The 24,481-nt window shown below is 70.0% G+C and carries 23 protein-coding genes; 9 read left to right on the forward strand and 14 right to left on the reverse strand.

Translation table 11 applies throughout. The features are described from left to right. Nucleotides 1–4: 4 nt before the first annotated feature. Complete coding sequence (locus tag OG866_RS26185; RefSeq protein ID WP_329338320.1) at nucleotides 5–508, reverse strand: GtrA family protein; 504 nt, start codon at nucleotides 506–508, stop codon at nucleotides 5–7. Between the two features lie 216 nt (nucleotides 509–724). On the opposite strand from OG866_RS26185, the gene OG866_RS26190 reads away from it, so the two are divergent. Genes OG866_RS26190 through OG866_RS26200 form a run of 3 tightly spaced genes read left to right on the forward strand, consistent with a single transcriptional unit; the run spans nucleotide 725 to nucleotide 3,569 of the window. Continuing rightward, nucleotides 725–1,864: a 5-(carboxyamino)imidazole ribonucleotide synthase gene (locus tag OG866_RS26190; RefSeq protein WP_329338322.1), complete on the forward strand. Its 1,140-nt coding sequence runs from the start codon at nucleotides 725–727 to the stop codon at nucleotides 1,862–1,864. Beyond that, a complete protein-coding gene (gene purE / locus OG866_RS26195; RefSeq protein WP_329338323.1) occupies nucleotides 1,861–2,385 on the forward strand; it encodes a 5-(carboxyamino)imidazole ribonucleotide mutase in 525 nt (174 codons plus the stop codon). Before OG866_RS26190 ends, purE begins: the two co-directional genes overlap by 4 nt. Then, nucleotides 2,382–3,569 (forward strand): dipeptidase, encoded by a 1,188-nt coding sequence (locus OG866_RS26200; protein ID WP_443063565.1) that lies wholly within the window; start codon nucleotides 2,382–2,384, stop codon nucleotides 3,567–3,569. The genes purE and OG866_RS26200 overlap by 4 nt, the downstream gene beginning before the upstream one ends. Here OG866_RS26200 and OG866_RS26205 read toward each other — a convergent pair. Then, complete coding sequence (locus OG866_RS26205; protein WP_329338327.1) at nucleotides 3,518–4,648, reverse strand: alkene reductase; 1,131 nt, start codon at nucleotides 4,646–4,648, stop codon at nucleotides 3,518–3,520. The genes OG866_RS26200 and OG866_RS26205 overlap by 52 nt on opposite strands. A 50-nt stretch (nucleotides 4,649–4,698) precedes the next feature. On the opposite strand from OG866_RS26205, the gene OG866_RS26210 reads away from it, so the two are divergent. Together OG866_RS26210 and OG866_RS26215 are read left to right on the forward strand one after the other, a co-directional pair. Next, on the forward strand, nucleotides 4,699–5,058 hold the full coding sequence (locus OG866_RS26210) for a MerR family transcriptional regulator (protein ID WP_329338328.1): 360 nt from the start codon (nucleotides 4,699–4,701) through the stop codon (nucleotides 5,056–5,058). A gap of 106 nt (nucleotides 5,059–5,164) precedes the next feature. Next, entirely contained in the window at nucleotides 5,165–6,283 is a 1,119-nt protein-coding gene (locus OG866_RS26215) for a dipeptidase (protein WP_329338330.1), read from the forward strand. Between the two features lie 31 nt (nucleotides 6,284–6,314). Here the strand turns inward: OG866_RS26215 and OG866_RS26220 are convergent, their stop codons facing one another. Continuing rightward, on the reverse strand, nucleotides 6,315–6,722 hold the full coding sequence (locus OG866_RS26220) for a VOC family protein (protein ID WP_329338331.1): 408 nt from the start codon (nucleotides 6,720–6,722) through the stop codon (nucleotides 6,315–6,317). A gap of 16 nt (nucleotides 6,723–6,738) precedes the next feature. Next, the gene (locus OG866_RS26225; RefSeq protein WP_329338333.1) at nucleotides 6,739–7,098 is read right to left on the reverse strand and encodes a VOC family protein; all 360 of its coding nucleotides are present in this window, start codon (nucleotides 7,096–7,098) and stop codon (nucleotides 6,739–6,741) included. Nucleotides 7,099–7,180: 82 nt separating this feature from the next. On the opposite strand from OG866_RS26225, the gene OG866_RS26230 reads away from it, so the two are divergent. Beyond that, nucleotides 7,181–7,681: a CGNR zinc finger domain-containing protein gene (locus tag OG866_RS26230; protein WP_329338334.1), complete on the forward strand. Its 501-nt coding sequence runs from the start codon at nucleotides 7,181–7,183 to the stop codon at nucleotides 7,679–7,681. A 100-nt stretch (nucleotides 7,682–7,781) separates the two neighbouring features. Here the strand turns inward: OG866_RS26230 and OG866_RS26235 are convergent, their stop codons facing one another. Beyond that, the gene (locus OG866_RS26235) at nucleotides 7,782–9,125 is read right to left on the reverse strand and encodes a UDP-glucose dehydrogenase family protein (RefSeq protein ID WP_329338336.1); all 1,344 of its coding nucleotides are present in this window, start codon (nucleotides 9,123–9,125) and stop codon (nucleotides 7,782–7,784) included. Nucleotides 9,126–9,315: 190 nt separating this feature from the next. Between OG866_RS26235 and OG866_RS26240 the strand changes: the two genes are divergently transcribed. Beyond that, nucleotides 9,316–10,473: an acyl-CoA dehydrogenase gene (locus OG866_RS26240; protein ID WP_329338338.1), complete on the forward strand. Its 1,158-nt coding sequence runs from the start codon at nucleotides 9,316–9,318 to the stop codon at nucleotides 10,471–10,473. A 51-nt stretch (nucleotides 10,474–10,524) separates the two neighbouring features. Here OG866_RS26240 and OG866_RS26245 read toward each other — a convergent pair whose 3' ends face one another. Next, nucleotides 10,525–11,073: an acyl-CoA thioesterase gene (locus OG866_RS26245; RefSeq protein WP_329338340.1), complete on the reverse strand. Its 549-nt coding sequence runs from the start codon at nucleotides 11,071–11,073 to the stop codon at nucleotides 10,525–10,527. Nucleotides 11,074–11,192: 119 nt separating this feature from the next. Here OG866_RS26245 and OG866_RS26250 point away from each other — a divergent pair, with 119 nt between their 5' ends. Continuing rightward, nucleotides 11,193–12,491 carry an LCP family protein gene (locus tag OG866_RS26250; protein WP_329338341.1) on the forward strand — a complete coding sequence of 433 codons (1,299 nt, stop codon included), beginning with the start codon at nucleotides 11,193–11,195 and terminating at the stop codon, nucleotides 12,489–12,491. Nucleotides 12,492–12,549: 58 nt separating this feature from the next. Here the strand turns inward: OG866_RS26250 and OG866_RS26255 are convergent, their stop codons facing one another. The 3 genes from OG866_RS26255 to OG866_RS26265 form a co-directional block, all read right to left on the reverse strand. Beyond that, complete coding sequence (locus OG866_RS26255) at nucleotides 12,550–12,918, reverse strand: four-helix bundle copper-binding protein (protein WP_329338343.1); 369 nt, start codon at nucleotides 12,916–12,918, stop codon at nucleotides 12,550–12,552. A 173-nt stretch (nucleotides 12,919–13,091) separates the two neighbouring features. Further along, nucleotides 13,092–13,916, reverse strand: coding sequence for an SAM-dependent methyltransferase (locus tag OG866_RS26260; protein ID WP_329338344.1), 825 nt, complete (start codon nucleotides 13,914–13,916; stop codon nucleotides 13,092–13,094). Between the two features lie 123 nt (nucleotides 13,917–14,039). After that, a complete protein-coding gene (locus OG866_RS26265; protein ID WP_329338346.1) occupies nucleotides 14,040–15,491 on the reverse strand; it encodes an LCP family protein in 1,452 nt (483 codons plus the stop codon). A gap of 140 nt (nucleotides 15,492–15,631) precedes the next feature. Here OG866_RS26265 and OG866_RS26270 point away from each other — a divergent pair, with 140 nt between their 5' ends. Continuing rightward, nucleotides 15,632–16,660 carry a glycosyltransferase family 2 protein gene (locus tag OG866_RS26270; RefSeq protein WP_329338347.1) on the forward strand — a complete coding sequence of 343 codons (1,029 nt, stop codon included), beginning with the start codon at nucleotides 15,632–15,634 and terminating at the stop codon, nucleotides 16,658–16,660. Nucleotides 16,661–16,687: 27 nt separating this feature from the next. On the opposite strand, the gene OG866_RS26275 is transcribed toward OG866_RS26270, so the two are convergent. From OG866_RS26275 to OG866_RS26295, 5 genes are all read right to left on the reverse strand, one after another. Then, nucleotides 16,688–18,241 (reverse strand): LCP family protein, encoded by a 1,554-nt coding sequence (locus OG866_RS26275; protein ID WP_329344311.1) that lies wholly within the window; start codon nucleotides 18,239–18,241, stop codon nucleotides 16,688–16,690. A 247-nt stretch (nucleotides 18,242–18,488) separates the two neighbouring features. Beyond that, nucleotides 18,489–20,087, reverse strand: a complete 1,599-nt coding sequence (locus OG866_RS26280) for an LCP family protein (RefSeq protein ID WP_329338349.1) — start codon at nucleotides 20,085–20,087, stop codon at nucleotides 18,489–18,491. 141 nt (nucleotides 20,088–20,228) lie between these two features. After that, on the reverse strand, nucleotides 20,229–21,974 hold the full coding sequence (locus tag OG866_RS26285) for an LCP family protein (RefSeq protein ID WP_329338351.1): 1,746 nt from the start codon (nucleotides 21,972–21,974) through the stop codon (nucleotides 20,229–20,231). Between the two features lie 230 nt (nucleotides 21,975–22,204). Continuing rightward, complete coding sequence (locus OG866_RS26290) at nucleotides 22,205–23,389, reverse strand: LCP family protein (protein WP_329338352.1); 1,185 nt, start codon at nucleotides 23,387–23,389, stop codon at nucleotides 22,205–22,207. A gap of 201 nt (nucleotides 23,390–23,590) precedes the next feature. Continuing rightward, on the reverse strand, nucleotides 23,591–24,346 hold the full coding sequence (locus OG866_RS26295) for a TIGR03089 family protein (protein ID WP_329338354.1): 756 nt from the start codon (nucleotides 24,344–24,346) through the stop codon (nucleotides 23,591–23,593). Between the last annotated feature and the right edge of the window lie 135 nt (nucleotides 24,347–24,481).

Consider the following 24,481-nt stretch of genomic DNA (forward strand, 5'->3'; position numbering starts at 1 on the left):
CTTCTCAGCCGACCCTCTGCTGGGAGCGCGGCCGTTTCTCCGCCTCCGCCAGGATCTCCTCCGCGCTCGCCACCAGCTCCGGGGCCGGCAGCGCCTTGAAGACCCACGACCGGTAGGACCAGAAGCGGAACAGGGTCGCGATGCCGATGCCGACGAACTTGAAGACATTGCTGGCCAGCGGGCTGTCCCAGCCGAAGCCGTACGTCGCCACGTAGAGGACGCCGTTCTCGATCACCAGGCCGACCGCGCTGAACAGCAGGAACAGCGTCAGCTCCTTCGTACGGCCCCTCTTGTCGCGGTCGCGGTACGTGAAGTAGCGGAAGCCGATGTAGTTCGAGACGATCGCGACCACCGTCGCGATCACGCTGGCGCGCACCACCGGGAGGTCGGTCGTGTGCCGCACCAGGTTGAAGACGAGAAGGTTGACGAGCAGCCCCGCACCGCCCACGGCGCCGAACTTGGCGATCTCGTGCACGAGCCTGCGCAGCCCTGAGGAACCACGTCCCATGGAAGTACAGGCCCCCAGTCGGTCGGTTTCGTCGACGTCGGTCGGTTTCGTCAACCCAGCCATGCTAACCATCCCCCCTCCCGGTTGCCTGTGGGCGGACGCACACCGCCGTAAAGAAGCTGGTATGAGCGGCGGAAAGCGGGCGGAAAGCAGGCACAAAGGGGGCGCAGGAGGAGCGGAATCCGGCCGCCGTGGCGTGGCCGATACCCTAGGAGCGTGACGTTCCCGGTAGTCGGCATGGTCGGCGGGGGTCAGCTCGCTCGTATGACACACGAGGCGGGCATCCCGCTAGGCATCAGATTCAAGCTCCTCAGTGACACCCCTCAGGATTCCGCGGCGCAGGTGGTGAGCGATGTCGTCATCGGCGACTATCGCGACCTCGACACGCTGCGTGAGTTCGCGAGGGGCTGCGATGTGATCACCTTCGATCACGAACACGTACCCACCGAGCACCTCAGGGCGCTGGAGGCGGACGGCATCCCCGTGCGCCCCGGTCCCGACGCGTTGGTGCACGCCCAGGACAAGGGCGTGATGCGGGCGAGGCTCGACGCGATCGGGGTGCCGTGCCCACGGCACCGGATCGTGAGCGACCCGGCGGACGTGGTGGCGTTCGCCGAGGAGGGCGACGGCTTCCCGGTCGTGCTGAAGACCGTCCGCGGCGGCTACGACGGCAAGGGCGTGTGGGTCGTCGACTCCGTCGAGGAGGCCGAGGACCCCTTCCGGGCCGGTGTGCCCGTCCTCGCCGAGGAGAAGGTCGACTACGTCCGCGAGCTCGCCGCCAACGTCGTACGGTCCCCGCACGGCCAGGCCGTCGCCTACCCGGTGGTCGAGTCCCAGCAGGTGAACGGCGTCTGCGACACCGTGATCGCCCCGGCCCCCGATCTGGACCCGGCCCTCGGGCTGAAGGCCGAGGAGATGGCGCTGACCATCGCCAAGGAACTGGACGTCGTCGGCCACCTCGCCGTCGAGCTGTTCCAGACCCGCGACGGCCGCATCCTCGTCAACGAGCTGGCCATGCGCCCGCACAACAGCGGCCACTGGTCGATGGACGGCGCGATCACCAGCCAGTTCGCCAACCACGTCCGGGCCGTCCTCGACCTCCCGCTCGGCGACCCGCGCCCGCGCGCCAGGTGGACCGTCATGGTCAACGTCCTCGGCGGCGACTACCCCGACATGTACTCCGCGTACCTGCACTGCATGGCCCGCGACCCCCAGCTCAAGATCCACATGTACGGCAAGGACGTGAAGCCCGGACGCAAGGTCGGCCACGTCAACACCTACGGCGACGACCTGGACGACGTCCTGGAGCGCGCGCGTCACGCAGCCGGTTACCTGAGAGGCACGATCACCGAATGAGCCCTGTCGTAGGCATCGTCATGGGGTCGGACTCCGACTGGCCCGTCATGGAGGCCGCCGCCCAGGCCCTCGACGAGTTCGAGATCGCGTACGAGGTCGATGTCGTCTCGGCCCACCGCATGCCGCGCGAGATGATCGCGTACGGCGAGGAGGCGGCCGGGCGTGGCCTCAAGGCGATCATCGCCGGAGCCGGTGGTGCCGCCCACCTGCCCGGCATGCTCGCCTCCGTCACCCCGCTGCCCGTCATCGGCGTCCCGGTCCCGCTGAAGTACCTCGACGGCATGGACTCGCTGCTGTCGATCGTGCAGATGCCAGCGGGCGTCCCGGTCGCGACCGTCTCCGTCGCCGGGGCCCGCAACGCCGGTCTCCTCGCCGCCCGTATCCTCGCCACCTCCGACGAGGAACTCCTCGGCCGGATGAAGGAGTTCCAGCAGGAGCTCAACGACCAGGCCACCGAGAAGGGCAAGCGGCTGCGCGCCAAGGTCGAAGGGCCGGGCAACGGCTTCGGCTTCGGGAAGTGACCGCCGTGAGCGCACTGGAGACCGCCCGGGAACTCCTCGCCGAGTTCCCGGTCGTCGACGGCCACAACGACCTGCCCTGGGCCCTGCGCGAACAGGTCCGCTACGACCTCGACGCCCGTGACATCGCCACCGACCAGAGCGCCCATCTGCACACCGACCTCGCGCGACTGCGGGCCGGTGGCGTGGGCGCGCAGTACTGGTCGGTGTACGTCCGCTCGGACCTGCCCGACGCGGTGCCGGCGACCCTCGAACAGATCGACTGCGTACGGCAGTTGATCGACCGCCACCCGGACGCCCTGCGCGCCGCGCTCACCGCGGCCGACATGGAGGCGGCGCGCGCGGAGGGCCGTATCGCCTCGCTGATGGGCGCGGAGGGCGGGCACTCCATCGCCAACTCCCTCGCCACACTGCGGGGGTTGTACGCGCTGGGCGTGCGCTACATGACGCTCACGCACAACGACAACAACGACTGGGCCGACTCGGCGACGGACGAGCCGAACGTGGGCGGTCTGTCGGCCTTCGGCCGTGCCGTGGTCGCGGAGATGAACCGCGAGGGCATGCTCGTCGACCTGTCGCATGTGGCGGCCACGACGATGCGGGACGCGCTGGACACCTCGGTGGCCCCGGTGATCTTCTCGCACTCCTCGTCGCGCGCCGTGTGCGACCATCCCCGCAACATCCCGGACGACGTCCTGGAACGCCTCGCGGGCAACGGCGGCATGGCGATGGTGACCTTCGTGCCGAAGTTCGTGCTCCAGGCCGCCGTGGACTGGACGGCCGCGGCCGACGACAACATGCGGGCCCACGGCTTCCACCACCTCGCCACCACCCCCGACGCGATGAAGGTGCACCGCGCCTTCGAGGAGCGCACCCCGCGCCCCATCGCCACGGTGTCGACGGTCGCCGACCATCTCGACCACATGCGCGAGGTCGCGGGCGTCGACCATCTCGGCATCGGCGGCGACTACGACGGCACGGCGTTCACCCCGGACGGCCTGGACGACGTGTCCGGCTATCCGAACCTGATCGCCGAGCTGCTCGACCGCGGGTGGTCCAACGCCGACCTCGCCAAGCTGACTTGGCAGAACGCGGTACGGGTGCTGGGCGCGGCGGAGGACGTGGCGCGGGACCTTCAGGCGACCCGGGCGCCGTCCAACGCGACGATCGAGTCGCTCGACGGCTGAGAGCCGGTTTCGTACAGGGCGGGGTAGTCGGTGTATCCGGCCGCCCCGCCCACGTACATCAGATAGCGGTCCCGTACGGGGTTCAGCGGTGCCCCCAGCCGCAGCCGTGCGACGAGGTCGGGGTTGGCGAGGAACGGCCGGCCCAGGGCGATCAGGTCGGCGCCCGCGTCGAGGAGCCGGTGCGCGGCGTCGGTCACGGCCCCCGTGGCGAGTTCGCCGAGCACCGGGTTGGCGATGAGGGTGCCGTGCCATTGCGCGCGGATCCGCTGGAACACCGGCGCGTCCGGATCGGCGTGCACGACGTGCAGATAGGCGAGCCCCAGGCGGTTCAGCCGGGCGACCAGCGCCGGGTAGAGGTCCGCCGTGTCGCCCTCCTCGATGCCGTTGACGGTGAGCCCGGGGGAGAGCCGTACGCCCACCCGCCCGGCTCCGACCGCCGCGGCGACGGCCTCGACGACCTCCGCCGTGAACCGGATGCGGGCGTCGACGGAGCCGCCGTACGCGTCCGTGCGGCGGTTGGTGTTGCGGGCCAGGAACTGGTGCAGGAGATAGCCGTTGGCGGAGTGCACCTCGACGCCCTCGAAGCCCGCCTCGACCGCGTTCCGCGCGGCGGTCGCGAAGTCGGCGACCGTGGCGTGGATGTCGTCGAGGCTCATCTCCCTCGGTGTGACGGCCGGTTGGTGACCGTCGGGGGTGAAGACCGTGTCGGGGAGCGGGACGGGGGAGGGGGCGAGCGGGGTGTGTCCGCTGTTCGCCGGGTGGCCGACCCGGCCACCGTGCTGGAGCTGGAGGAACATCCGTCCGCCCGCCTCCCGCACGGCGTCCGTCACCCGCCGCCAGCCGGTGATGTGGGCCGGGGTGTGGATCGCGGTGATGTTCGGATACGTCTGCCCCACCGCGTTCGGCGTCGCGGCCTCGGCGACGATCAGACCGGCGGAGGCGCGCTGGGCGTAGTACTCGGCCATGAGGCCGGTGGGGGTGCCGTCGGCGGCGGCGCGGTTGCGGGTCATCGGGGCCATCACCAGGCGGTTGGGGAGGGCGAGGGGGCCGAGGGAGGTGGGTTCCAGGATCTGCGTCATGACCGTACGCTAGAACCTGACATCAGTGTCAGATTCAAGTCGAGGTGTCCATGCGGATCGGTGAACTGGCCCGGCGCACCAACGTCAGCGAGCGGTCGCTGCGCTACTACGAGACCCAGGGGCTGCTCGCAGCCGACCGCACCCCCGGCGGGCACCGGGACTATCCGGAGGCGGCCGTGGACCGCGTCGTGCGGATCCAGGAGCTGTTCGCGGCCGGGCTGCACAGCGAGAAGATCCGGCAGCTGCTGCCCTGCATGCGGGACCGGGACGGCGGCCCCTCCGTCGTCGCCACCCCCAAACTCGTCGCCGACCTGGCGCGGGAACGGGACCGCATCGACCGCATGATCCGGGATCTGGAGCGGTCCCGGGACACCCTCGACGAGGTCATCCAGGTGGCCCGCGGAAGCTGACCCGCGTACCCCCGAACGCCCCACCCACCAGGAAGCCCTCGGTACCCCGTGCGACCGTGACCGTACTGCTGATCATGCCGCCGATCACGACGTACGGGAGCACGCCATGGCAGACCTCCAGGACGAACTGGACACCACGACCGAGGTCGGCGCGCTCGACGGCCTGACCGACCCCTTCGTGGCGGACGAGCCCTACGCCCCCGTCTCCGACCCGGACTCCGGCCCCCTGGAGCGCGCGCACGCCATCCTCGCCGCGCACCCCGTCGCCGACGGCTACAGCGGACTGCCCTGGGCCCTGCGCCACCTGCCCTGGTTCGACCTGGAACTCGGCGAGAGCTCCGTCGACACGGACGTGCCCCGGCTGCGCGAGGGCCATGTGGGCGCGCTGTTCTGCTCGCTGCACCTGCCCGAGAGCATCGGCGGCGACCGGGCCGTGGGCGCCACCCTCGAACAGCTCGACCTCGTGCGGACGGTCGTGGGCACCCACCCCGAGGGCCTCCGCCTCGCCCACACCGCCGGCGAGATCGCCGACGTACGGCACTGCGGCCGCGTCGCCGTCCTGCTCGGCCCGGCCGGCGCCGCCGCCCTCGGCGACTCCCTCGGCATCCTGCGCTCGCTGCGCGCCCTCGGTCTGCGCGCCCTCACCCTGTCCGGCGTCTCCTGGGCGAGCGAGGCGGGTCTCACCCGGTTCGGCGAGGAGGTGCTGCGCGAGATGAACCGGCTCGGCGTCCTCGCCGACCTGTCCGGCGCCTCCGCCGACACCGTCCGCCGCGCGCTCGCGGTCTCCAAGGCGCCGGCCCTGTGCAGCCGCTCCGCCGCCCGCGCCCTGCGCCCGCACCCGGCCAACCTCCCCGACGACCTGCTCGCCGAGCTGGGCGCCGCCAAGGGCCTGTGCATGGTGCCGCTCACCGCCGAGCAGACCGGCCCGAGCGTGCGGGACGTGGCCGACCATCTCGACCATGTGCGCGAGGTCGCGGGACCGGAGTGCGTCGGCCTGTCCGGCACCTACGACGCCGGCACCGCCCACCCCCAGGACCTCGCCGACGCCTCCTGCTACCCGCTCCTCGTCGCCGAGCTGCTCCGGCGTGGCTGGGCCGAGTCCGACATCGCCCTGCTGACCTGGGGCAACGTCCAGCGCGTCCTGCGCAGCGCGGACTTCACGGCCCGCGCCGCCCGGGAGCGACGCGAGCCGTCGACGGCGAAGATCTCAGACCTGGACGGGTAGCCGACGACGGGTGACTGTCGACGGCGAGGTCTCAGACCTGGACGGGTAGCCGCCGGGCCACGTCGATCCGGCAGAGGCAGAACGGATGCCCCGCCGGGTCGGCGTACACCCGGAAATCCTCCTTGTCCTCGGCGTGCAGCGCCCGCGCCCCCAGCTCCAGCACCTTCTTCTCCGCCGCCTCGACGTCCTCCCACGTCGACCCCGCGTCGAAGTCGATGTGGAACTGCTGCGAGTTGCGGTCCGCGCGCGGCCACTCCGGCGGGGTGTACCCCTCGGCCCGCTGGAAGGAGAGCCGGGGCCCGCCCGGCACATCGAGCACGACCCACTCGGGATCGTCGTCCTGCGGCGTACCGCCCACCACCCCCGCGTAGAAACGGGCGAGCGCCCGCGGGTCGGGGCAGTCGAGGACGACGGAACGGAAACGGGTCACAGCGGTCATGGGTATACCTCCCGGCTCAGCAGGCGCACAGACAGAACGGGTGCCCCGCCGGATCCGCGTACACACGGAACGAGCGCGAGCGGTCCTCGGCGTCGAGCACCGTCGCGCCGAGCGCCAGAACGCCCTTCTCGGCGGCGTCCAGGTCCTCCACGGTCAGGTCCAGATGGAACTGCTGAGAGCGGTCGGGCGACGGCCACCGCGGGGGTACGTGATCGACGGCGGCCTGGAACGCCAGCGCCTGTCCGCCGGGCACCTTCACCTCCACCCACTCCCCGTCCCCCTCGACGGTGCCGCCCAGCACCTCGGCGTAGAAACCGGCGAGCGCACGGGGGTCGGGACAGTCCAGGACGACGACACCCAGCTTGGCGAGAGCCATGACTTCCTCCGGTGTTACCTCTAGAAGCGGTCAACCAGTAACGGTTACTGCATGCTGCCGCATAGGAGGTAACGTCGCAAGCATGAGTGAGAGATCGGCCGCCCCCGGGAGCCTGGCGCTGGTCGAGTCCCTGGTGAACACGCTGGACCTCGAGTCCGGCGCCGACGCCCTCGACACGGCGGACGGCCGGGCGCGCTTCGGGCTCACGGAGGAGGACGTGCCGGGAGCCCGCGAGCTGCGCGAGTCGCTGCGGGCGACGCTGCTGGCCCACGCCGGGCACCCGGCGCACGCCCCGGTCGCGCCCCTGGGCGAGCTGCTGGCGGCGGCGCCGCTGCGTGTGACGGTCGACCCGGCGGACGGCTCCGCCGCCCTCGCGCCCGCCGACGCGGGGCGCCTGCACTCCCGTGTCGCCGAAGCCGTCGCCGCGGCCCTGATCGCCGGCACCTGGCAGCGCCTCAAGTCCTGCGAGGCTCCCACCTGCCACTGGGCGTACTACGACCGCAGCCCCGCCGGACGCGGTCGCTGGTGCTCGATGCAGGTGTGCGGGGCGCGCGCGAAGATGCGGCGGTACCGGGCCAAGTAGTTCACCGGATGCCGCACAGGCCGGTGGTGCAGAATGCAACAGGACGCCGGTTCGGCCGACTGAGCCTCGGCCGAACCGGCGTCACCTTCTCCGGAAGGGGTCAGGCGGTCGGCCGGCCCATCGCCCGGTACGTCCACCCGGCCTTCCGCCACAGCACCGGGTCGAGGCTGTTGCGCCCGTCCAGGATCAGCCGCACCGTCACGGACTCGCCGAGCGCCGCCGGGTCCAGCTCGCGGAACTCCCGCCACTCCGTCAGATGCAGCACGACATCGGCGCCGCGCACCGCCTCCACGGCCGAGTCGGCGTAGCCGAGGGTCGGGAAGAGCCGGCGGGCGTTGTCCATGCCCATCGGGTCGTAGACCGTGACCTGACCGCCCTGGAGATGGATCTGCCCGGCCACGTTCAGCGCCGGCGAGTCACGGACGTCGTCCGTGTCGGGCTTGAAGGTGGCACCGAGCACCGCGACCCGCTTGCCCAGGAACGACCCGCCGCCCAGCGCCTCGCGCGCCAGCTCCACCATCTGCCCGCGCTGCCGCATGTTGATCGAGTCGATCTCCCGCAGGAACGTCAGCGCCTGGTCGGCGCCCAGCTCACCGGCGCGGGCCATGAAGGCGCGGATGTCCTTGGGCAGACAGCCGCCGCCGAAGCCGATGCCGGCCCGCAGGAACTTCTTGCCGATCCGGTCGTCGTACCCGATCGCCTCCGCCAGCTTCGCCACATCGCCGCCCGAGGCCTCGCACATCTCCGCCATGGCGTTGATGAAGGAGATCTTGGTGGCGAGGAAGGAGTTCGCCGAGGTCTTCACCAGCTCGGAGGTCGGGAAGTCGGTGACGACGAACGGCGTCCCCTCACCCATCGGCGTCGCGTAGACCTCCCGCAGCAGCTTCTCCGCGCGCTCGCTGCGCACCCCGACCACGATCCGGTCCGGGTGCAGCGTGTCCTGCACGGCGAAGCCCTCCCGCAGGAACTCCGGGTTCCACGCCAGCTCGGCGCCGGCCCCGGCGGGGGCGTGCTCCACGAGGTAACGGGCCAGCCGGTCCGCGGAGCCGACGGGCACGGTGGACTTGCCGACGACGAGCGCGGGCCCGGCCAGGTGCGGCGCGAGCGAGGCGATGGCGGAATCGACGTACGACATGTCGCACGCGTACTCGCCGTGCTTCTGCGGCGTGTTGATGCACAGGAAGTGCACATCGCCGAAGGCGCCGACCTCGGCCCAGTCCTGGGTGAACCGCAGCCGCCCGCTCGACCCCTCGATCCCGGCCACATGCTTGCGCAGCAACTCCTCAAGACCGGGCTCGAACATCGGGGCCTCGCCGCGCTGGAGCATGGCGATCTTCTCGGGTACGACGTCCAGGCCCAGCACCTCGAAACCGAGCTCGGCCATGGCCGCCGCGTGGGTAGCGCCGAGATAGCCGGTGCCGATCACGGTGATCTTGAGGGCCATGGATGCTCCAGAGGTGGACGTCGTTCGATGCGCTGACCGAGCATAGTCGGGGCGTCGGAGCCCGCTCCGTCGGGCAGCCTTCCCCTGTCGCCAAGCTCACGTATCACTCCCGTGAGCCGGGCTCTAAAATTTGAGTTACTTAACGGTAATTAGCGTCGTTCATCGCAGCGCACTGGGAGCGTGAGACACCTTGGCCGGATCGGCTGACTTCGACCTGTACCGCCCGTCCGAGGAGCACGACATGCTCCGGGACGCCATCCGCTCACTGGCCGAGGCGAAGATCGCGCCGCACGCCGCAGCGGTGGACGAGGAGGCCCGCTTCCCGCGCGAGGCCCTCGAGGCGCTGGTCGCGAACGACCTGCACGCCGTCCATGTGCCCGAGGAGTACGGCGGCGCCGGCGCGGACGCGCTGGCCACGGTGATCGTGATCGAGGAGGTGGCGCGCGTCTGCGTCTCGTCCTCCCTGATCCCGGCCGTCAACAAGCTCGGCTCGCTGCCCGTGATCCTCTCCGGCTCAGAGGAGCTGAAGAAGAAGTACATGACCCCGCTCGCCAAGGGCGAGGGCATGTTCTCCTACTGCCTCTCCGAGCCCGACGCGGGTTCCGACGCGGCCGGCATGAAGACCCGGGCGGTCCGTGACGGCGACCACTGGATCCTCAACGGCGTGAAGCGCTGGATCACCAACGCGGGCGAGTCCGAGTACTACACCGTGATGGCGGTCACGGACCCCTCCAAGCGCTCCAAGGGCATCTCCGCCTTCGTCGTCGAGAAGTCCGACGAGGGCGTCTCCTTCGGCGCCCCGGAGAAGAAGCTCGGCATCAAGGGCTCCCCGACCCGCGAGGTCTACCTCGACAACGTCCGCATCCCCGCCGACCGCATGATCGGCGACGAGGGCACCGGCTTCGCCACGGCGATGAAGACCCTGGACCACACGCGGATCACCATCGCGGCCCAGGCGCTCGGTGTCGCCCAGGGCGCCCTCGACTACGCCAAGGGCTATGTCCAGGAGCGCAAGCAGTTCGGCAAGGCCATCGCCGACTTCCAGGGCATCCAGTTCATGCTCGCCGACATGGCCATGAAGATCGCCGCCGCCCGCGCCCTGACCTACCAGGCCGCGGCCGCCTCCGAGCGCGGCGACAAGGACCTCACCTTCCAGGGCGCGGCGGCCAAGTGCTTCGCCTCGGACGTGGCCATGGAGGTCACCACGGACGCGGTCCAGCTGCTGGGCGGCTACGGCTACACCCGTGACTATCCGGTGGAGCGCATGATGCGCGACGCGAAGATCACGCAGATCTACGAGGGCACGAACCAGGTCCAGCGCATCGTGATGGCGCGCAACCTGCCGTAACGGCCGATCGAGAAGGGGCGCCCGGAACTCCGCCGGGCGCCCCTTGCCGTATCAGTCCTCGAACCCCTCAGCGGCCCGCTTCTCCCGCAGTTCCATGATCGCGCGCCGCCGGGCCAGCCGGTGGGTGCGGCGGATCTGGGCCTCCTGGTAGCGGCGCTTGTCGCGCTCGGTCTCCGGGACGACCGGCGGCACCTGCCGGGGCTTGCCGTCGGCGTCGACCGCGGCGAAGACGAGATACGCGGAGCCGACCTGGGTCGCCGGGTTCGACTCGTTCCAGCGCTCCGCCAGCACCCGCACCCCGACCTCCATCGAGGTCCGGCCGGTCCAGTTGACCTGGGCCTTCACATGGACCAGGTCGCCGACGCGGACCGGCTCCAGGAACACCATCTCGTCCATGGACGCGGTCACGGCGGGCCCGCCGCTGTGCCGTCCGGCCACCGCGCCCGCCGCGTCGTCGACCAGCTTCATGATCACGCCACCGTGCACGGTCCCCAGCAGGTTGGTGTCGGCGTGGGTCATGATGTGGCTGAGCGTGGTGCGCGACGCGGACGTCGGCTTGCCCGGGATGTCGGACTCCGTCGAGGGGGCCGGATCTGTCATGGCCTCCACCTTATGCCGAGGCCTGGATCGCGGACTTTGTGTTGGGTTCGCAACAGCAGTGCCCTGATTTTCCTACGACCCTTGTAAAGGGCACAGCCGATCCCTGCACACTGGGCCCCATGAACGATTGGCCCGAGGCATGGTCCGACGAGAACCGCGGCGACCGGTACGGACGCGGCAGCGCGAGCGCACAGCCTGAGGGCGCCCGCGCCATGCGGCAGGTCCGCAGGCCCGCCTCGGGCGCGTACGGGGGCGGCCCCGGGCAGCAGTCCGCTCCGCCCTACGGCGGCGGGGTACCGCAGCAGCCCTCCTACGGCGGCGGCTACGCCGACGACTCCGCCGTGGACGGCTACGACAGCGGTTACAACACCGGCCAGGTCTACGGCGGTGGCGGCCCCGCCGGTCCCGGCGGTGGGGGCCGCGGTGAGCGGCCCGCGCCGAACTGGCGGCGCCGGATCAAGTGGACGGCGATCACAGTCGTGACCGTGCTGGTCGTGACGACGATCGGGACGTACTTCTGGGCCGACTCCAAGCTCAACCGCGAGGTCGACCTCTCCAAGGTCATCGACCGGCCGGACTCGGGCGAGGGCACGAACTATCTGATCGTCGGCTCCGACAGCCGCGCCGGCATGTCCGCCGAGGAGAAGAAGAAGCTGCACACCGGGTCCGCCGAGGGCAAGCGCACGGACTCGATGATGATCCTGCACACCGGCGACAACGGCTCCACGCTGGTCTCGCTGCCCCGTGACTCGGACGTGGAGATCCCGACGTTCGTCGGCTCCGAGTCCGGCAAGACGTACAAGGGCACCGGCCGGCACACCAAGCTCAACGCCGCGTACGCCGAGGACGGCCCCGAGCTGCTGGTGCGCACGATCGAGTACAACACCGGTCTGCACATCGACCACTACGTCGAGATCGGCTTCGCCGGCTTCGCCGACATCGTGGACTCGGTCGGCGGCGTCGACATCACCATCCCGAAGGGCGGCATGAAGGACACCAAGTCCGGCGCCGACTTCGAGGCGGGCAAGCAGACCCTGAACGGCGAGCAGGCGCTGGCCTTCGTCCGCACCCGGTACGCCCTCGCCGGCTCCGACCTGGACCGCACGAAGAACCAGCAGAAGTTCCTCTCGGCCCTCGCCAACAAGGTCGCGACCCCCTCGACGGTCCTCAACCCCTTCAAGCTCTACCCGACCATGAGCGCCGGCCTCGACACCCTCATCGTCGACAAGGACATGGGCCTGTTCGACCTCGCGGACATGTTCTGGGCCATGAAGGGCGTCAGCGGCGGCGACGGCACGTCCATGAACATGCCGATCTCCGGCTCGACGGGCGGCAACCTCGTCTGGGACAAGGCCAAGGTGAAGACGCTGGTGGACGAACTGAAGAACGACGAGAAGGTCACCGTCTCGGGCAACTGAACGACACGGCTCAGGGGCACCCCACCGGGTGCCCCTGAGCCGTGTCAGGCCGAGGGCCTCACATCCGGGCGCCCGCCATCGTGCGACACATCTCCGCGCAGCGGCGACACGCCTCCGCGCAGCGCATCATCATCGGGTCGTCCGGCATCGCCATACACGCCTCGGCGCACATGTCGCACGCCTTGGCGCACATCGCGCACATCTCCGCCGACATCGGCGAGCGGCGCATCATCATGTCCGCGCACATGCGGGTCATCTCGGAGCAGTCCAGGAGCGCGCGCATGATCTGCATCTGGGCCTGGCCGCCCATCTGCATGCAGGAGCTCATGGCCTCCTCGCACATGCTGTGGCAGGACATGCACGCCTCGACGCAGTCCTGCATCTCCTTGCTCATGGCGGCCGTTCCGGTCATCGCGGGCTTGGTCATGGCTCCTCCTCGGGGGGTCGCGGAGCCCGGGGCGGGCCCCGTGTGCGTTTCCGTCCTACGCCCGCCCGCCGCCCGGCGCCATCGGGCGGACGGTAATAATCCGGAACGTAGTCGGTGTAATCGCCCCGATCCGGGCTGTTACGGCACAGGCCGCCACCCCGCCGCCATTGGGGTTACGGCTTCCTGCCCACCCCGGCGAAGTGCGTGACCTCGGCGATCTCGCCCTCCGGTGCCTCCGGCCGCCAGCGCGAGCAGGAGACGATGCCGGGTTCGAGGAGCTCGACGCCCTCGAAGAGACGGGCGAGGTCGGCGCGGCTGCGCAGGGTCATCGGGGCCGAGCCCTGGCTGTTCCAGTACTCCACCGCCGACTTCATCGCCTCCCCGTCGACCTCGGTGGTGGGGTGGGAGATCACCAGGTGGCTGCCGGAGGGCAGGGCCGCCAGGAGCTTGCGCACGATCCCGACCGCCTCCTCGGTGTCCATGACGAAGTTGACTATGCCGAGCATCGTGACCGCGACCGGCTGGGTGAGGTCGAGGATCTCGGCGGCGCCCCGCAGGATCGCCTCCGGGTCGTGGACGTCGGCCTCGATGTAGTCGGTGGCCCCTTCGGGCGTGCTGGTGAGCAGGGCGTGCGCGTGGGTGAGGACGAGGGGGTCGTTGTCGACGTAGACGATCCGGCACGAGGGGTCGACGCGCTGGGCGACCTCGTGGGTGTTGTCGGCGGTGGGCAGACCGGTGCCGATGTCCAGGAACTGCCGTATGCCCACCTCCGCGGCGAGGTACCGGACGGCGCGGGCCAGGAAGGCGCGGTCGGCGACGGCCGAGCGCGGCAGGGCCGGGACGAAGGACAGGATCTGGTCGCCGACCTCCTCGTCCACGGGGTAGTGGTCCTTGCCGCCGAGCCAGTAGTTCCAGATCCGGGCCGAGTGGGACACATCGGTCCGCAGCCGGGCCATGCGGGCGACGCCTTCGTCACGGGGCACTGCGGGGTCGGACATGGGTCTGGTCTCCTTCGGGCGGCACTGACCGGACGTGACCGGTCTGGATGCGCTCCAAACTAGACACAAGTCCTCAGTCTTGGCCGGAAGTTGACCGAAGTTCCGGGCTTTCGGCGGCCGCGCCTACACGCAGCCCACCTCGTCGCCCGTCACCACCCCGAACTCGCCCTGGTACGGGTCCTCCGCCCGTACCTTCCGCACCTGCCGGAAGTCCGCCCCGGCGATCACCTTCAGCACCGCCCCCTGCCCCTGCACGGGCCGCAGCTCGCTGCCCGGCAGGGCCGCGGCGAGGGACTTCGCGGAGCGGTCCCAGCGGGGGTCGTAGGCGATGACCGTGCGCTTGACCGCGCGGTTCGCCGAGGTCACCGGCTGGTGGGTGGTGCGGAAGCCGGTCGCCGCGAGCTGGGCGTCGACACGCTTGCCGAGTCCGGCGGTGGCGGTGCCGTTCTCGACCTGGACGCGGATCTGCTGTGGGGCGACGGCGACCCGGACCGCCTTGCTCCGCGGCTTGTGCACGGCCAGCGGCTCGTCGTCGCGCAGGGCCTGGAAGAGGCGGCCCGCCTTCTTCGCGTCCCACTTCAGGGTGGAGCCGACGCCCTTGACGGCGTACCCCATCTGCCCGATCGGCACCGTCGTGAACTCGGACGAGGACGGCGAGAAGTTCCGCATCGCCCGCCCCAGGTCGAGGAGTTCGCCGGTGCCGAACTCCTTGTCGGCCCGCACCGAACCCAGCACGGCCCGCGTCACGTCCCGGAACTTCATGGGGTTCAGCAGGATGCCGGAGGAGGTCGCGCGGTCGATCAGCGCCGCCATGAAGCGCTGCTGGCGCTTCATCCGCCCGAGGTCCGCCGCCCCGTCGATGTGCCGGGAGCGGACGTACTGGAGGGCCTCGCCGCCCATCAGGGTGTGCGAGCCGGCGGGGAGGTCGAGGCCCGTGTACGCGTCCTTCAGGGGCTCCGCCGTGCAGATCTTCACGCCGCCCAGCACGTCCACCGTCTTCATGAAGCTGGTGAAGTCGACCTCCAGATAGTGGTCGATCTTCACGTGCGTCATCGTCTCGACGGTCCGCACGGTCAGCTGGGGGCCGCCCTCCGCGTACGCCGCGTTCAGCTTGACGGGGTGGCCGTGGTGTTCCTCACCGGTCGTCCGGTCGGTGTGCGGGGGCGTCATCGCGTACGAGTCGCGCGGCAGGCTCACCACGCTCGCCCGCTCCCGGTCCTCCGAGATGTGCACGATCATGACCGTGTCGGTGCAGTGACAGGGGGCGCCGCCCAGCCGGTACTTCTGCCGCTCGGCCTCGGTGATCTTGTCGCGCCCGTCGGTGCCGACCAGCAGCACGTTCATGCCGTGCCCGGCTCTGGGCCGGTTCTTCATGTCCTTGAAGGGATCCACCCGCGCGATGTCCGCGTCCAGGCTGGAGAGGACACCGTGCCCGATGCCGGCCGAGGCGAGGATCACCACGGAGAGCGTGGTCACCGCCCGACCGGCCCAACGCGGCTTCCGCCGTCGTACGGGCGGCTTCGGCCTCGGCCGGGGCCGGGCGGCGGCAGGGGAGCGGCGGGGCGGCGTGGACATGGGGGGCACCTCCGCTGGGACCGGACCTGAGGGCCTTACATGGGATCTTCAGCACCGTAGGCCGATACGATCTGCGGCCCGGGACGCCGCCCCGACCGGGGCGCACCGGTGTCCCCCGTTCGCGGTAACGTGAGCCCCCTATGAACGCCAAGCCCGACGTGCGGCTCCCCGCCGTTTCTGTGATCATGCCCGTCCTCGACGAGGAGCGGCATCTGCGCGGAGCCGTCCAAGCGATCCTCGCGCAGGAGTACGCCGGCGAGATGGAGGTCGTGATCGCCCTCGGTCCTTCCAAGGACCGCACGGACGAGATCGCCGCCGAGCTCGTGCGCGAGGACCCCCGAGTCCACACCGTCCCGAACCCGACGGGCCGCACGCCCGCCGCCCTGAACGCCGCGATCAAGGCCTCCCGCCATCCGATCGTCGTCCGCGTCGACGGCCACGGCATCCTCTCGCCGAACTACATCGCGACCGCCGTACGGCTCCTGGAGGAGACCGGCGCGCAGAACGTCGGCGGCATCATGCACGCCGAGGGCGAGAACGCCTGGGAGGACGCGGTCGCCGCCGCGATGACCTCCAAGATCGGCGTCGGCAACGCGGCCTTCCACACGGGAGGGCAGGCCGGCCCCGCCGAGACCGTGTACCTCGGCGTCTTCCGGCGTGCGGCGCTGGAGCAACAGGGCGGCTACAACGAGGAGTTCATCCGCGCCCAGGACTGGGAGCTGAACTTCCGCATCCGCGAGGCCGGCGGCCTGATCTGGTTCTCGCCGGAGCTGCGGGTGTCGTACCGCCCGCGCCCCTCGGTGAAGGCGCTGGCCAAGCAGTACAAGGATTACGGCCGCTGGCGGCACGTCGTCGCCCGCTACCACTCCGGCTCCATCAACCTGCGCTACCTGGCCCCGCCGGTCGCGGTGTGCGCGATCGCGGCCGGCCTCGTGGTGGGCGCGGCCCTGACCCCGCTCGGCTTCGTCATCCCGGGCGGCTACCTCGCGGCGATCGCCCTCGGCTCGCTCCCGGCGGGCAGGGGCCTGTCCCTGAAGGCACGCCTCCAGATCCCGGTCGCCCTCGCCACCATGCACATGTCGTGGGGGTACGGCTTCCTGACCAGCCCGAGGTCACTGGCGCGGAAGGTCATCGCGTCGCGGCGCCCCGCGGTACTCAGTTCGCACTGAGCACCGCGGGCCCCGGCCCGTCCCGGACTACCAGGTGTAGTCCGGGTTGACGTGCATGCACTTCGTGGTGTCGGCGCCGTTGATCGCGTCCGCGGTGGACGGCGTCTTGTCCGACTCCTTCGGCGCCTCGTACGCCGTACCGGACCGCCAGTCCGCGCCCACGACGAGGGTCACCCCGGAGACGTCCGTGGACTTCTTCACCGAACTCGACGGCACCCCGAGGACCTTGGCCACCCGCAGGGCGTCGCCCTTGAGGTCGAGGCTCGGGTAGCGGATCAGGGTCTTCTCCGCGGCTGTCGCCGTCGTCCGGTCCGCCGCGGCCTTGGTGAAGCCCTTGCCGATGAGGAGCTCGGCCACGGTGCTCGCCCGGCCGGTGACGGGGGCGAGGGTGTCGGTGCGGGTGCCGTTCTCGACGGTGATGCCGATCTTGTCGTCCGCGGCGGCCTCGTCGGAGGTCGTCGTCTCCGTGGTGGCCTTCTTCTTGTCCTTGCCGTCGAGGGCGATGTCCTCGCGCACGAGCCGGAACAGCGTGTCCGCGTCCTCGGTGGGCTCCACACGCGCGCCGACGTACCGGTTCGGCATGGTCGTCATCGTGATGCGCTTGGTGGGGACCTTCTTCAGCTCGCCCGCGAGGTCGTAGAGCTTCTTGACGGTGTCCAGGCCGTCGTCGACGGTGAGCGCCTTGGTGGCCGCCTCGGCGAGGTTCCGCAGCTTGCCGGGGTTGCTGAGGCTCGCGTTCTTGCGGAGCTGGCGGACCATCGAGTTCATGTACATGTGCTGGGCGCGGGCCCGGGCGAGGTCGCTGCCGTCCTCGAAGCCGTAGCGGGTGCGCAGCCACTGAAGGGCCTGCTTGCCCTTGATGGACGTCGTGCCCTCCTCCAGCTTCAGGCCGGAGCCGTGGCCGGTGGAGGTGTGGGAGTAGATGTTGGCGTCCACACAGACCGGGACGCCGCCGATGGCGTCCGCCATCGACACGACACCCGAGAAGTCGATCATCATGAAGTGGTCGATGTGGATGTCGGTCAGCTTCTCCCAGGTCGCCACCGTGCAGCCGGGGCCGCCGCGGCCGAGGGACTGGTTCGTCATCGTGCGGGTGGTGGTCGCCCGGTACACCGTGCCGTCGTCGGGGTCGGTGCACTTGGGTATCTGCAACAGGGTGTCGCGCGGCATGCTCACCACCGACATGTTGCTGCGGTCCGCCGAGACATGGACCAGCATCTGCACGTCCGCGAGGGGGGTGCCGTTGAAGGTGTCCTTGGCCCCGCCGAGCTTCTGGTTCTCCGCGCTGTCCCGGGCGTCCGAGCCGATCAGCAGGATGTTCAGCGGCTTCTGCCCGGCCGCGTTCGCCTCGGTCTCGGCGGCCCGGTCCTTCTCGTCGCCGATGTTGAGGGCGTCGTTCTTGATGTTGCTGTTGAGATGCTGGTAGTAGAGGTAACCGGCACCCGCGGTGCCGGTTATCACCACCGCCAGCACGATCGCCGACCAGCGCAGAACACGCCGTCCGCGCTTGCCGTCGCCCTTCTTGCGCCGCCCTCTGCCGTGACCGGCGGGCGGCGCCGATGCCTGCGGTGTGAGGGACATCGTGTCCTCGACCGCGGGCACCTCTTTGCGCACACTCTGCGCCAACTCCCCTGCCCTCCCCACCCTGCGCCAGAAAGCGGACCCTGTACCGGCCCGCCGAGCCTCCCCTTGCCCGACGGGCGGCTGGTCGACTGTGCGCCCGGTCCGCCTGGTCGGAAGCGTACGCGAGCGCGGCTCATCATTCTTCAGCCACTTAGGAGTTTGCTGTGGGGGCAGGGGTTTCCCTCGGTCGCCCCACAGCGATCCCCTACCACTGATACGTCTCGTACACGTCCATGCACTTGCTGTCGTCGGCCGCGTTGAGTTCGTCGGAGCCGTCCGGTACGTCCCCGGCCTTCGGGTCCGACTTCTTCGGGTACGTCGTGCCCTCACGCCAGTCGGCGCCGACGACGAGCGTGATCCCCGAGACGTCCGTCGACTTCTTCACCGAACTCAGCGGAATCCCCAGGGACTTGGCGATCCGCTGGGCGTCGCCCTCCAGGTCGGCGCTCGGGTAGCGCACGACGGTCGCCTCCTCGGCGAGCCCCGCCGTGGCGTCCGCGGTGGCCTGGGCGAAGCCCTTGCCCTGGAGGACGTCGGTGACGTCGCGGGCCCGCCCGTTGGCCGGGCCGAGGGTCGAGGACGCGGTGGCGTTCTGTACGGCGACCGTGATCTGGTCGTCGGCGGCGGCCGGGTCGTCGGAGACCTTCTCCTTCGTCTTCTTCTTCGACGCCGAGCCCTTGTCGTCGAAGGGGACGTCGTCGCGGAGCATCTGCCACATCTTCGCGGCGCCGGAGGCCTGCGGGACCAGATGGTCCTTGTCCTCGGAGTCCTGGATGTTCGGCATGGTCGTCATGGTGATCCGGTCCGTCGGCACCGACTTGAGCTGCTTGGACAGGTCGTACAGCTTCTTCGGGGTGCCGATCTCCTCGGAGACCGTCAGGGACTTCGTGGCCGCCTCGGCCAGGTCCATCAGACGCCCGCTGTCGGTGAAGACGTTCTGCTTCTTCAGCGTGCGGATCATCGAGTTCAGGTACATGTGCTGGGCCCGCGCCCGCATCTGGTCGCTGCCCCAGGCGTGCCGGGTGCGCAGCCACTGAAGCGCCTGCTTGCCCTTGACGTCGTGCGGGCCCTTGGTGAGCTTGAGGCCGGAGCCGCCCTTCTGCATCGCCGTCGAGCGGTCCCACACGTTCTGGTTCACACAGACCTCGACGCCGCCGATGGCGTCCGCCATGCTCACCACGCCCGCGAAGTCGATCGTCATCCAGTGGTCGATGTAGACCCCGGTGAGGTTCTGCCAGGTGTCGAGCGTGCACCCCGCCCCGCCGCGGGCCAGCGTCGTGTTGATGATGTCGTTGGTCGCCGGGTACACATGGCCCGTCTTCGGGTCCGTGCACTTGGGTATGTCGACGCGGGTGTCGCGCGGGATGCTCACCACGGCCGCGCTCTTGCGGTCCGCGGACAGATGGATCAGCATCTGCACGTCCGCCAGCGGCGGATTGCCCCGGTTGTCCTTGCTGCCGCCGAGTTTCACGTTCTCATCCGAGTTCCGGCTGTCGGAGCCGATCAGCAGGATGTTCAGCGGCGTCTGTCCGGCGGCGTTCGGCTTCGTCTTCTCCGCGTTGGAGCCGCCGGTGCTGCGCTTGCCCTTGTCGATATTGCCGCTCAGATGCTGGTAGTACAGATAACCGGCGCCGGCCGTGCCAAGTATCAGCACCGACAGCGTCGCCGCCGACCACCGCAGCACGCGATGCTTACGGCGCGGTCGCGCCCGGCGTCTGCCGTGTCTGGCACCCCCGTTGCCCTCGGCCGCCCCTTCCGCGACCTCCGGCTGCTGCTCTTCCTCCCGGACACTGCTGTGGCTCATCTCCCCGTCCTCCCCACCCTCACCACACACCCCACAGGCCTGTCGTACGCCCTGTTAGACGTACGACAGGCCTGTCAGGTCACACACTTCACACAGTTCGGCGAGCTCCGTCGCCCGCGTCCCCGCCCCCGCGGGCGCTGCTCAGCTGGCGCACTTCACCTCGTTCGCCGTGGTCTTGTCCACGTTCGCCGGCGCCGCCGAGGTGGCGTTCATCTTCACCCCGGCCCCCTTGAAGTCCTCGCCCAGCGTCAGTGTCATCGTCGGCAGACCCTGGGAGTTGGTGACGCTCTTGCCCGGCTTCATCATCGAGCCGGACAGGCCCATGATCGCGGCGAGCCTGCGGGCCTGGTCGGCCTGGTCCGGGGCGTACTCCAGCGTCGTCTTCGCCTGGGACGCGTCGGCGTTGCCCGCGTTCTCGGACTTGGTCACCCCCGCCTCGGTCTGGAGGTAGGTGAGTTCCTCCTGGGCGCTGCCGGCCGCGGCACCGCCGTTGAGGATCCGCACCCGCACCTCGGAGGCGTCCGACTTGCTGCCCTTCAGCCGGGCGGCGACAGCGGCCTTCTCCTTCTTCTTCTTGGCCTTGACCTCGGTGAAGGAGGTGTCGCTCTTGATCGTGTTGAAGACCTGCGAGGCGTTCGGCTCCAGGGGCACGACGGTCGCCTTGACCACCTCGGCCGGGTTGTCCTTGACCGGGACCGTGGTGAAGGTGATGTTCTTCATCGGCACCTTCTTCAGCTCCAGGGCCACGTCCTTGAGCGTGCTGGCCTTGCCGATACCGGTGTCGACGGTGAGCGCCTTGGTGGCGGCGTTGGCCAGCTTGATCAGCTTGGTGGGGCTGGTGAGGGTGTCGCCCGAGGTCATCTTGCGCATCAGCGAACTCATGAACTGCTGCTGGACCTTGATGCGGTCCAGGTCGCCCTGGTTGCCGAAGCTGTGCCGGGTGCGGACGAAGGCGAGAGCGGTCTCGCCCTCGATCGTGTGCTTGCCCGCCGACAGCTTCAGATGCGAGTCGGGGTCGTCCACGTCCTTGGCGAGACAGACGTCCACGCCGCCCACCGCGCTCGTCAGCGTCTTCACCGCGTTGAAGTCCGCCATCGCGAAGTGGTTCACGTCGATGCCGGTGAGCTCCTCGACCGTCTTCATGGTGCAGCCGGGGTTACGGCCGTCCTGGCCGAGGCTGGTGTTGAAGCGGACGTTCTGGGTGCCGGGGATGATGTCCCCCTCCTTCGGCCCGTCACAATCCGGCACGTCGACGATCAGGTCCCGAGGGATGCTCATCGCGGTCGCGTTCGTCCGGTCCTTGGAGACGTGCAGCAGGATGTTGGTGTCGGCGTGCCCGACGCTGCCCTTGTCGCCGTAGCCCTCGTTGCCCGATCCGGTCCGCTTGTCGGTGCCGATGATCAGGATGTTGAAGGCCTCGTCCTTGCTGAAGCCGTCGTCGGCCACATTGCCGACGTCCTCGGTGGTGACGTTGCCTTCGAGGTGCTTCAGATACAGATAGGCGGCACCGGCCGTGCCGACCAGCACGAACGCCATCACACCGCCGGTCCACAGCAGTATTTTCTTGCCGCGCGCCTTCTTCTTGACCGGCCGCCGGTTGCGGCGCCCGGGCGGCGGCTCCTCGGGCGCACCGCGCCGCCGACGCGGCGGCGGTACGTCACGGCCGGGGGCGTCGGCGGGCGACGTCCGTCCGGGCGCGGCCGTTCTGCCGCGCGGCGCCCCGGAAGGGCCCGCCGGGCGGGAGGTCGTTCTGCTGCGTGGCCCCGGGACCGCTGATTGCGGTGCGGAAGGAGTCAGTCGCAGTTCGTATTCGCCAGTGTTCGGATTGAGCACCCACTGGTCTGCGGGGTCGATGTCGTCCGCCCGCCCACGGCCTTGCGCGTCCACGGTTGTCTGAATCCTCCGTCGGGGCCACGCGGCGCCTTCCCCCTCAAAGGCGCTCGGGTCTCGGTCTCTCAGTGCACGACCCCAGGAAGACCTATCGGCCTGCTGCACCGGATCGCTCACACTATCCGGCCAGTTCATCGGCAAGCGACGACGGTGACAAATTCCACGTCCCTACAACTGGGCAATCCACCCATTTCCTTGAACAGATGTGCGTCGCCTTGGTAATCGCTTTACTTACAGGTGTCCTCGGCGGCCGTGTTTCCGCGAAACGTGGGCGCGGGCGAAACAGTCGCGGTGGGTCGGTCGGGGGTTGTGGAATCCCGCGGAACTTCCTTGGCGACCGCCACCGGCGCGTCCGTGCGCAGCCGGGCGAACAGCTGCTCCGCCTCGTCTTCCACGAGCTGGTCGCGGTTGGCGTCGTAGGCGTACGACTCCCTTGGCACGGTCAGGAATTGCACACGTTCGGTGGGGATGTCGCGCAGTCCGCGCACGAGTTCGTACAAACCACGCAAGCTCGCTAGATCCGGGTCGGTCGTGAGCGACGAGGTGGCCGCGTCCAGCACCGGATAGAGCCGCACCGGATTCAGCAGGACGTCATTGCTCTGCACCTTGTTGACGAGGGCCCCGAGGAACCGTTGCTGCCGGTCCATCCGGTCGGTGTCGCTGCCGTTGCCGAGCGACTTGCGGGCGCGGACGTAGCCGAGGGCCTGCTCCCCGTCGAGCGTCACCTTGCCCGCCGGGAGCTTCAGCTTGGCGGCTTTGTCGCTGATGGGCTTCGTCAGACAGATCTCCACGCCGTCCACCGCGTCGACCATGTCCTTGAAGCCATGGAAGTCGACGACGACGTGATGGTCGATCCGGATGCCGGTCAGCTTCTCCACGGTCCGGATCGTGCAGGCCGACCCGCCCTTCTGGAAGGCGTAGTTGAACATCGCGAACATCGGCTCGGTCCGGCTGCCGTCCGCCTGCCGGCAGGCCGGTACGTCCACCATCAGGTCGCGGGGGAGGGAGACGGCCGTCGCGCTGCGCCGTCCCGCGGAGAGGTGCAGCAGGATCGTCGTGTCCGACCGCTCGGTCCCCGAGTCCCGCCCGTAGCGCGCGTTCCCGTCCCCGGAGCGCGAGTCCGAGCCGATCAGCAGGATGTTCTGCGCGTCCTTGACGAGCGCGGTGGGCCGGTCCTTCTCGTACCGGGCGAGTTCCGCGGCGGCGGCGTTGTCGGCCGTGATGTTCCCGTCGAGCTTCGCGTACAGCGCCCACCCGGTTCCCACGGCCGCCACGACGACGACGGCCACCCCGACCGCCGTGCCGCGCAGCCAACGGCGCCGACGCCGACGTATCAGCCCACTCCCGGTGGCGGACGCCCCCGCTCCCGGACCGAGGGTGCCTTTGGGGGGCGTACCTGCGGTGTCGGTCACGGCTGGATCCACCCCTCATGGCGTACGAGCGTGCGGTAGGGCTGCTCTTACGACCATGGCGTGGATGGGAGGACGGGGGCGGATGGTGTTGGGCCGGATGGGGGAGTGAGGGTGCTTCTCAGCGGGCGGTACGGATGACGTCCGTAGGGGCGCGGGGAACTGCGCGAGCAACCACAGCGGACCCGCACCCGCGAAACGACGTCAGCGCGCGGTAACAGTCACCCGCTCACTCTCAACCCTCTTGGCCAGCCCTTCCTCCCCCAACCGCTCCAGATTCCGGCACAACACCACGGACCCCCCCGTGGCCAGCGGCGAGTACAACCCCGCGCACAGCCCCTCCCATGTGTCGTACGGCAACCCCGACAGCAACCGGGCCCCCGGCCCCGTCATCCCCAGCCCGGAGGCCTCCGCGGAAGCCCGCTCCACCACCTCCGCCCCGCTGAACTCCCGCCCGGCCACCACGAGCGCCGGCTCATCGGGGTCGACCGGCGCGAACGGGGCGAACCGGTCGCCCTGCCCCGGCACCTCGACCGCGTAGTCGGCGAAGCCGTCCGGGGTCTGCGGGAAGCGTCCGCCGAGCGGGCGCAGGGCGAGCGCGATCCGGGAGCCGGAGCAGGCGCGGGCCGCGTCCAGCGTGTCCGGGCCGCTCACCACGAGGTCGGCCGCCTTGGGGTCCCCGGCGACATCGGCGACCACACCCACCGACGAGCACGCCAGCAGCCACACCGCCGTCTGCCAGTGCGCGGGCAGCAGCAGCGCGACCCGGTCACCGGGCTCCGCGGAGAGCTCGCCCTGGAGCAGGTTGGCGGTCTTGGCCACCCAATTGGCGAAGGTGGCGACGGACAGTTCGACGCGTTCGCCCGTGGCGTCGTCGTAGAAGGTCACCAGGGGGCGTCCGGCGTCCGCGGCGAGCGCGGAACGCAGCAGGTCGGCAGGGGTGCGATCGGTGGCGTTCACCCGGGCAAGCGTACGCGGGCGCACGGCGGGGCGACGAGGGACCGGCCCGCTGCCGGCTCACCGGTTCGGGGGAACGGGAGCCGACGATCCGTCAGTTCCCGGATGGACAGATATGTATGACTATGTCCAACATCG

The organism is Streptomyces sp. NBC_00663 (genome assembly GCF_036226885.1).
GTDB lineage: Bacteria > Actinomycetota > Actinomycetes > Streptomycetales > Streptomycetaceae > Streptomyces.

Excerpts from the sequence above, each read along its gene's own strand:
- OG866_RS26215 (WP_329338330.1), top strand. The coding sequence starts at position 5,165 with ATGGCAGACCTCCAGGACGAACTGGACACCACGACCGAGGTCGGCGCG.
- OG866_RS26235 (WP_329338336.1), bottom strand. The coding sequence starts at position 9,125 with ATGGCCCTCAAGATCACCGTGATCGGCACCGGCTATCTCGGCGCTACC.
- OG866_RS26265 (WP_329338346.1), bottom strand. The coding sequence starts at position 15,491 with ATGTCCACGCCGCCCCGCCGCTCCCCTGCCGCCGCCCGGCCCCGGCCG.
- OG866_RS26230 (WP_329338334.1), top strand. The coding sequence starts at position 7,181 with ATGAGTGAGAGATCGGCCGCCCCCGGGAGCCTGGCGCTGGTCGAGTCC.
- OG866_RS26280 (WP_329338349.1), bottom strand. The coding sequence starts at position 20,087 with ATGAGCCACAGCAGTGTCCGGGAGGAAGAGCAGCAGCCGGAGGTCGCG.
- OG866_RS26205 (WP_329338327.1), bottom strand. The coding sequence starts at position 4,648 with ATGACGCAGATCCTGGAACCCACCTCCCTCGGCCCCCTCGCCCTCCCC.
- OG866_RS26210 (WP_329338328.1), top strand. The coding sequence starts at position 4,699 with ATGCGGATCGGTGAACTGGCCCGGCGCACCAACGTCAGCGAGCGGTCG.
- OG866_RS26185 (WP_329338320.1), bottom strand. The coding sequence starts at position 508 with ATGGGACGTGGTTCCTCAGGGCTGCGCAGGCTCGTGCACGAGATCGCC.
- OG866_RS26250 (WP_329338341.1), top strand. The coding sequence starts at position 11,193 with ATGAACGATTGGCCCGAGGCATGGTCCGACGAGAACCGCGGCGACCGG.
- OG866_RS26270 (WP_329338347.1), top strand. The coding sequence starts at position 15,632 with ATGAACGCCAAGCCCGACGTGCGGCTCCCCGCCGTTTCTGTGATCATG.
- purE (WP_329338323.1), top strand. The coding sequence starts at position 1,861 with ATGAGCCCTGTCGTAGGCATCGTCATGGGGTCGGACTCCGACTGGCCC.
- OG866_RS26260 (WP_329338344.1), bottom strand. The coding sequence starts at position 13,916 with ATGTCCGACCCCGCAGTGCCCCGTGACGAAGGCGTCGCCCGCATGGCC.
- OG866_RS26225 (WP_329338333.1), bottom strand. The coding sequence starts at position 7,098 with ATGGCTCTCGCCAAGCTGGGTGTCGTCGTCCTGGACTGTCCCGACCCC.
- OG866_RS26275 (WP_329344311.1), bottom strand. The coding sequence starts at position 18,241 with ATGTCCCTCACACCGCAGGCATCGGCGCCGCCCGCCGGTCACGGCAGA.
- OG866_RS26255 (WP_329338343.1), bottom strand. The coding sequence starts at position 12,918 with ATGACCAAGCCCGCGATGACCGGAACGGCCGCCATGAGCAAGGAGATG.
- OG866_RS26245 (WP_329338340.1), bottom strand. The coding sequence starts at position 11,073 with ATGACAGATCCGGCCCCCTCGACGGAGTCCGACATCCCGGGCAAGCCG.
- OG866_RS26220 (WP_329338331.1), bottom strand. The coding sequence starts at position 6,722 with ATGACCGCTGTGACCCGTTTCCGTTCCGTCGTCCTCGACTGCCCCGAC.